Raw genomic sequence first — 7,612 nt, 5'->3', positions numbered from 1 at the left:
GGCGGGCGTGCCAGGCCAGGGCGGCCGGGTCGGTGAGGGAGGCCACCTGGTCGACCACCACCCGCAGCCGGCCCGCGTCGTCCGGGGCGGCGTGCCACAGCGGGGCGAACACCGGGTCGAGGGCCTCGGGGGCCTGATCGGTGAGCACCCGTACCAGGTCGGTGATGATCTCCTGTTGCCGCTGGTAGCGCCCCTGGGCCCCGGGGCGACGCATGACGTAGCGCAGGGCGATGCCCTTGAGCAGGGCGCACCGGGCCCGCAGCGAGCGGGGCACCACGAGATCGGCCGCGTAGCGACGGTGCGGTCCGGGACCGAACCGGGCGGTGGTGGCGGCGACCGCGTCCGCCACGAAGCGGCCGGTGAGCACGCTGGTCGTGGCCTTGAGCGCGGCCTGGGCGCGGTGGCTGCCGTCGTAGCCGGCCAGCGGGGCGAGCAGCGGGTCGGCCAGCACCTCCATCAACACCTGGCCGAGGTAGTCGGGCGGCTCGGCGGAGTAGGTGGCGGCCACGTCGGCGCAGAGGGCGGCCCGCTCGTCGGCGTCGGCGAGCAGCAACCCCAACGTGAGGTATCCGCCGTGGATGCCGTCCTCCACGTCGTGCACCGAGTACGCGACGTCGTCGGCCCAGTCCATCACCTGCGCCTCCAGGCAGCGCCGCTCGCCGGGCGGCGCACCCTGGCGCAGCCAGTCGAAGACCGGCCGGTCGTCGGCGTACACCCCGAACTTGCGCCGGCCCGGCCGGCGTGGCCACGGGTACTTGCTGACCGCGTCGAGGCAGGCGCGGGTGAGGTTGAGCCCGACCGAGGTGCCGTCGGCGTCGTACACCTTGGCTTCCAGGCGGGTCAGCACCCGCAGCGTCTGCGCGTTGCCCTCGAAGCCGCCGCAGGCGGCGGCCACCGTGTCCAGGGCGGCCTCGCCGTTGTGTCCGAACGGCGGGTGTCCCAGGTCGTGCGCCAACCCGGCGGTGTCCACGACGTCCGGATCACAGCCCAGCCGCGCGCCCATCTCCCGGGCGATCTGGGCCACCTCCAGCGAGTGGGTCAGCCGGGTACGCAGGAAGTCGTCCGTGCCGGCCGTGTGCACCTGGGTCTTCGCGGCGAGCCGGCGGAACGCCGCCGAGTGCAGCACCCGGGCCCGGTCCCGCTCGTACGGCGAACGGCCTCCCCCGGCGTCCTTGACCGGCTCCGTCACCCGCCGCTGCGCGTCAGTCGTCACGCGGTGCGAGTATGCAGAACTCGTTGCCCTCCGGGTCGGCGAGCACCGTCCAGTCGGTACCGTCCTGGCCCACGTCGACGTGCCGGGCACCCATGTCGACGAGCCGTTCCACCTCGGCCTCCCGGTCGGCCGGGCGCAGGTCGAGGTGGAGCCGGTTCTTGCTCTCCTTGGCACCGGTGACCGGTACGAAGACGATGCCGGGCAGCCGGTCGACGGACTGCCGGATCTCCACCTCGTCGGGCTGCTCGGTGATCACCTGGTAGCCGAGCGCCTCGGCCCACCAGCGGGCCAACCGGGCCGGATCGCGGGCGTCGATGGTCAGGCTCGCCCAGACGACGGTCATGCCGACACCTCCGGTCGGTCACCGGCAGGACCCGACAGCCCGGTACGCACACTCATCCGGCCACCCCTTTGCGACGACGGTCCTCCGGCGAGCATCAGGTTACGCCCGACCGCGCCGGACGGCGCGACGACGAACTGAGGCCGACGAGTTCACATCCTCCGATCAGACTAGAGTTGTCGTCCGATTGCCGACGGTCACGGGATCGCGTTTATCGACGCCCACGGGTAGCGTCGCCAACGCGGAACGTCACCTGTTGAGGCGGAGACACGACCGGTGGGAGAGACACGCTCGTGAACGCGGAAACGATGATGGGCACCGAGTTGCAGGCGCTGCGCCGACGCCGACCCGAGGTCACCGGCGCGGTGCTCGCCGGCACGGACGGCCTGTTGATTTCCAGCGACCTGCCCACGACGGACGCCACCTACCTGGCAGCCCTGGCCGCCGCGAACTTCGGCGTCGGCAACCGGATGGCGGCAACGGTCCGGCAGGGCCCGTTCCACGAGTCCGTGGTGCACACCGCAGCCGGTTGTGTGATCACCTATCCGGCCGGCGGGGATGTCCTGTTGACCGTGGTCACCGCCCCCGGCGCCGACCTGGTGGCGCTGCGCGAGGAGGCGCTGGCGATGGTGCATCGGGCCGGGCCGACGCTTGCCGCCTGCCGCCGATCGACGCCGATGCCACCGCTGCAGACCGACGGGCGCGCCCCGCTGGCCGTACGCACCCCGATGGCCAGCCTGCCCGGCCCACGTCCCCGTCGGGACCCGCACATCACCTGGCGGCGGCCACCGATCTGAGCACCGGCCGGGTCGGCGGACGATCGCCCGCCGACCCGATCAGTTCAGCGACTGTCCGAGCCCGCCGTGACCACGGCCGCCCGGCCCGCCTCCAGCCGGGCCACCGGCACCCGGAACGGCGAGCAGGAGACGTAGTCGAGCCCGACGGAGTGGAAGAAGTGCACCGAGTCGGGGTCACCGCCGTGCTCGCCGCACACGCCCAGCTTGAGGCCGGGGCGGGCGGCCCGACCCTCCTCGGCCGCGATCCGCACCAGCCGGCCGATGCCGTCGGCATCGATCGACTCGAACGGCGAGATGCCGAAGATGCCCAGTTCCAGGTAGCGCCAGAAGAAGGCACCCTCCACGTCGTCGCGGGAGAAGCCCCAGCCCATCTGGGTCAGGTCGTTGGTGCCGAAGGAGAAGAACTCGGCCGCCTCGGCGATCTGCCCGGCGGTCAACGCCGCCCGGGGCACCTCGATCATCGTGCCGATCAGCACCTCGACGTCGCTGCCGCCGACCACCTCGGCGATGATCTTTTCGGCCTCGGTGCGTACCGTCTCCAGTTCCTGCACCGCGCCGACCAGCGGGACCATGATCTCCGGGCAGGCGCGCACACCCTGGCGGGTGCACTCCACGGCGGCCTCGGTGATCGCCCGGACCTGCATCGCGAACAGGCCGGGGATGACCAGACCGAGGCGTACGCCGCGCAGCCCCAGCATCGGATTCTCCTCGTGCATCCGGCGTACGGCAGCCAGCAGCGCCTCCTCCTTGGCCACGTCCTCGCCGCGTTCCTGGGCCACCGCCACGTCGACGGCGAGTTGTTCCAGCGGGGGCAGGAACTCGTGCAGCGGCGGGTCGATCAGCCGGACGGTGACCGGCTGTCCGTCCATCGCCCGGAAGATCCCCACGAAGTCGGCCCGCTGCAACGGCAGCAGCGCGGCGAGCGACTCGTCCCGCTCGTTGGCGTCGCGGGCCAGGATCAACCGCTCGACCAGTTCCCGCCGATCGCCGAGGAACATGTGCTCGGTGCGGCACAGGCCGATGCCTTCCGCGCCGAAGCGCCGCGCCCGCGCCGCGTCGGCGGCCGTGTCGGCGTTGGTGCGTACCGTCAGCCGCCGGGTGGCATCGGCGTGCGACATGATCCGGTGTACGGCCCTGACCAGCGCGTCGTCGGTGGCCGCCGGGTCGAGTTCGCCCTCGAAGTACTGCACCACCTCCGACGGGGTGGCCGGCACCTGGCCCAGGTAGACCTTGCCGGTGGTGCCGTCGATGGAGACCACGTCGCCCTCGGTGACCGTCTGCCCGGCCACGGTGAACCGCCGCCTGGGCACGTCGATGTCGAGTGCGTCGGCGCCGGAGACGCAGGTCTTGCCCATCCCCCGGGCCACCACGGCGGCGTGGCTGGTCTTGCCGCCGCGTGAGGTGAGGATGCCCTTGGAGGCGATCATGCCGTTCAGGTCGTCCGGGTTTGTCTCCCGCCGGACCAGGATGACGTCCTCGCCCTGACCGGCCAGCTCGACGGCGCGGGCCGAGGTGAAGACCACCTTGCCGACCGCCGCGCCCGGCGAGGCGCCGATGCCGGTGGCGACCGCCTCGAAGCCGTGGTCGAGCTGGAAGCGCGGGAACATCAGCTGGGCCAGTTGGGCGCCGTTGACCCGGTGCAGCGCCTCGTCGAGGTCGATCAGGCCCTCGTCGACAAGTTGGCCGGCGATGACGAACGCGGCGGCGGCGGTGCGTTTGCCGACCCGGGTCTGCAGCATCCACAGCTTGCCGCGTTCGATTGTGAACTCGATGTCGCAGAGGTCCTTGTAGTGCCGCTCCAGCCGGGCCATGTAGTCGAGCAGTTCGTCGTAGGCGGCCTTGTTGATCCGCTCCAACTCCTGCAACGGCACGGTGTTGCGGATGCCGGCGACCACGTCCTCACCCTGGGCGTTGGCCAGGTAGTCGCCGTAGATGCCCTGCGCGCCGCTGGCCGGGTCACGGGTGAAGGCGACGCCGGTGCCGGAGTCCGGGCCGAGGTTGCCGAAGACCATCGCCACCACGTTGACCGCGGTGCCGAGGTCGGCCGGGATCCGTTCCTGCCGGCGGTAGATCACCGCCCGCTCGGCGTTCCACGAGTCGAACACCGCACCGATGGCCAGGTCGAGCTGCTCACGGGGGTCCTGCGGGAACTCCCGCCCGGTGTGCTTGCTGAAGATCTTCTTGTACGTATCGACGAGCGCACGCAGGTCGTCCGCGTCCAGGTCCAGGTCGTCGGCGCTGCCCTTGGCCCGCTTGGCCTCGTCGATCGCGTGCTCGAACTCCTCGCCCGGCACCTCGCAGACGGTCTTGCCGAACATCTGGATCAGTCGCCGGTACGAGTCCCAGGCGAACCGCTGGTTGCCGTTGGCCTGCGCGGCCAGCCCGACCACGCTGCGGTCGTTGAGCCCCACGTTGAGGACGGTTTCCATCATTCCGGGCATGGAGAACTTCGCTCCGGACCGTACCGAGACCAGCAGCGGGTCGTCCGGGTCACCGAGGCGTCGACCCATGCCCTGCTCCAGGGCGGCCAGGTGCACGGCGATCTGGTCGGCCAGCCCGGCGGGCTGCTCCCCGCTGGCCAGGTACGCCTGGCACGCCTCGGTGGTGATGGTGAAGCCGGGCGGGACCGGCAGGCCGAGGTTTGTCATCTCGGCCAGGTTGGCACCCTTGCCGCCGAGCAGGTCCTTGAGATCCTTGTTGCCTTCGGCGAAGTCGTAGACGTACTTGTGCTCGACCGTTTCCTGCGCTGCCACCAGAGCCTCCCACGCGCCCGGACTGACACTTAACGAAGGTTCAGTTTTGTACCCCGGAAGTACTTGCCGGCAATCCAGGGAGTTGTACCGATCGGTGGGCGAAGGTTAAGCGAACAACGAGTGGCTCGGGGCCGTTCGGTGACAATAGGCACAGCAATCACGACTGTCCGCGATCGTCGTGGTTTCTGGGAACGTTTCCATACGCACGAATACGCATTGGACGGCCTCGCCGTACTCTTGACGACACGCATTGTGACCACACCTCGCACCATTGCCACCCCTGCCGCGAATACACCCCTCGGAGCCGTCGTTGTCCTCGGAGCCCTCGTTGTCGTCGCCGCCCAGCAGCACCCCACCGCAGCCGCTGCACCCGGCCGAGAGCACCGCCACGCGTACCGCCGGGGAGTTGGCGGGCGCGGCGGACCGGGCGGCGGCGACGCAGCTCGCCCCGGCCGCGCCGGTCCGGCTCGGCGCGGCGGTACGGCTCGGCGCGGTGGTCCCGGCGCCCGAGCGGGTCGCGCCGGATCCCGACGCCGACCATGTGCTGCCCGCCGACGCGGTGATCCGGGTCAGCGCCGACCCGGCCGCACTGGCCGTCGGCGAGCAACTCGCCGCGCTGCTCCGCCCGGCCACCGGGTACCCGTTGCCGGTGACCGACGTCGTCGGGCAACCGCCGGCCGGCGGCATCGCCCTGCAACTGACCGATGAGGCCGACCTCGGCGCCGAGGGCTACCGGCTCGATGTCACACGGGACGGGGTACGCCTGCGCGCCCGCACCGCCGCCGGTCTGCACCACGGGGTGCAGACGCTGCGCCAACTGCTACCCGCCGCCATCGAGAGCCGCACGCCGGTCGCCGAGCGGTGGGTGCTGCCCGGAGGGTCGATCCTCGACCGCCCCCGGTACCCGCACCGAGGCGCCATGCTCGACGTGGCCCGGCACTTCTTCGGCGTCGCCGACGTGCTGCGGGTGATCGACCACCTGGCCCGGTACAAGCTCAACCGGCTGCACCTGCACCTCACCGACGACCAGGGGTGGCGGATCGCCATCGACTCCTGGCCCCGACTGGCCGCCGTCGGCGGCGCGACCGAGGTCGGTGGTGGTCCCGGCGGGCACTACACCCAGGCCGACTACCGGCGCATCGTGGCGTACGCCGCCGCCCGGCACATCACCGTCATCCCCGAGATCGACCTGCCCGGCCACACCAACGCCGCGCTGGTCGCCCACCCTGAGCTGGCACCGCCGGGAACAACCCCGTCGCCGTACGCCGGCACCGAGATCGGGTTCAGCTACGTCGACCCGACGAGCGAGCGGACGTACGACTTCGTCGCCGACGTGCTCGGCGAACTCGCCGCGCTCACCCCCGGCCCGTGGCTGCACATCGGCGGCGACGAGGCGTTCAAGGTGCCCGCCGAGGTCTACACCCGCTTCGTCGAACGGGTACAACGGATCGTGACCGGGCTCGGCAAGACGGTCATCGGCTGGCACCAGATCGCCCCCGCCGCGCACGCCGACGGCCGGGTCCTGCAATGGTGGGGCACCCGCCCCGACGACCCGACCACCGCCGACGCGGTACGCCGGGGCGCCAAACTGATCCTCTCCCCCGCCAACCACGCCTACCTGGACATGAAGTACGCCCCGGACACCCCGATCGGGCATGACTGGGCCGCCCACATCGACGTGCACCAGGCGTACGGCTGGGACCCCGCCACCCACCTGACCGACGTACCGGCCGAGGCGGTGCTCGGCGTCGAGGCACCGCTCTGGACGGAGTCCGTGACCACCCGCTCCGAGATCGAGTTCATGCTCTTCCCCCGCCTACCCGCGATCGCCGAACTGGCCTGGTCACCCCCGTCCGCCCAGCCCCACCGGTCCGCCCGATCCGCACAGTCTGGCGAGGCCGCCCCATCGGACCTGGCCCACCGGTCCACCCAGTCCGACGCGGCCGCCCAGTCCGACCGGGCCGCTCACGACTGGTCCGACTTTCGGCAGCGACTGGCCGGCCACGCCCCGCGCTGGACAGCGGCGGGCATCGCCTTCCACCGCTCGCCCGACCTACCCTGGCCGGCGCAGCCCTCGGTCCCCGCGCCCCGACCCGCGCCGCCTGCCGAAAGCGCGCCCCATACCGCCCAAGGGTGACGGACCCACCTGACCGGCGTGATCGACTCCGTTACGCCGGAATGGCGGTTTCCTGCCGCTCTGGACCCCGCCGTTTCGGCGTAACAGCGAGGGCGGACGGCGACGCTTCAGGCGATATGTCCGACGGATGCCCCGGTGGCCAGTGGGCTGGGTCACCGTGGTGGCGGAATCATGCCCCCAGCCCCGGCGTTGTACAGGGGGTAACCGCGAAGCCCCCTCGACGGCGACGCCCCCGGGACCGGGCCGGAATGACCGCCCCCCACCCGGCGTTACACATCCCCCGGACATCAGGGCTCACCGCCGAGAGCAGCAGCCCAACACGATGCTGCATGAGACGGCCCATCTGCTTCGCAGGATCTTCCCCCTTTCGCG

General features: G+C 71.5%; 5 protein-coding genes. 2 read left to right on the top strand and 3 right to left on the bottom strand.

Annotation, left to right across the window (positions count from 1 at the left end):
- Both Vgi01_RS00445 and Vgi01_RS00440 read right to left on the bottom strand, forming a co-directional pair.
- A partial coding sequence (locus Vgi01_RS00445) for a deoxyguanosinetriphosphate triphosphohydrolase (RefSeq protein ID WP_204289796.1) occupies positions 1-1,213 on the bottom strand: 1,213 nt, incomplete at its 3' end.
- Complete coding sequence (locus Vgi01_RS00440) at positions 1,203-1,556, bottom strand: VOC family protein (RefSeq protein ID WP_013735352.1); 354 nt, start codon at positions 1,554-1,556, stop codon at positions 1,203-1,205. The genes Vgi01_RS00445 and Vgi01_RS00440, both read right to left, overlap by 11 nt.
- A 290-nt stretch (positions 1,557-1,846) precedes the next feature.
- Between Vgi01_RS00440 and Vgi01_RS00435 the strand changes: the two genes are divergently transcribed.
- Positions 1,847-2,350 (top strand): roadblock/LC7 domain-containing protein, encoded by a 504-nt coding sequence (locus tag Vgi01_RS00435; protein ID WP_013735353.1) that lies wholly within the window; start codon positions 1,847-1,849, stop codon positions 2,348-2,350.
- A 44-nt stretch (positions 2,351-2,394) separates the two neighbouring features.
- Here Vgi01_RS00435 and ppdK read toward each other — a convergent pair whose 3' ends face one another.
- On the bottom strand, positions 2,395-5,103 hold the full coding sequence (gene ppdK / locus Vgi01_RS00430; protein ID WP_204289795.1) for a pyruvate, phosphate dikinase: 2,709 nt from the start codon (positions 5,101-5,103) through the stop codon (positions 2,395-2,397).
- 364 nt (positions 5,104-5,467) lie between these two features.
- Between ppdK and Vgi01_RS00425 the strand changes: the two genes are divergently transcribed.
- A complete protein-coding gene (locus Vgi01_RS00425) occupies positions 5,468-7,240 on the top strand; it encodes a beta-N-acetylhexosaminidase (RefSeq protein ID WP_239088739.1) in 1,773 nt (590 codons plus the stop codon).
- Positions 7,241-7,612 lie beyond the last annotated feature (372 nt).

It is taken from the genome of Micromonospora gifhornensis, from assembly GCF_016863515.1.
GTDB lineage: Bacteria > Actinomycetota > Actinomycetes > Mycobacteriales > Micromonosporaceae > Micromonospora > Micromonospora gifhornensis.
This window is presented reverse-complemented; position numbering and strand designations above follow the sequence as displayed.

Coding starts and splice junctions, on each gene's coding strand:
- Vgi01_RS00440 (WP_013735352.1), bottom strand. CDS start 1,556: ATGACCGTCGTCTGGGCGAGCCTGACCATCGACGCCCGCGATCCGGCC.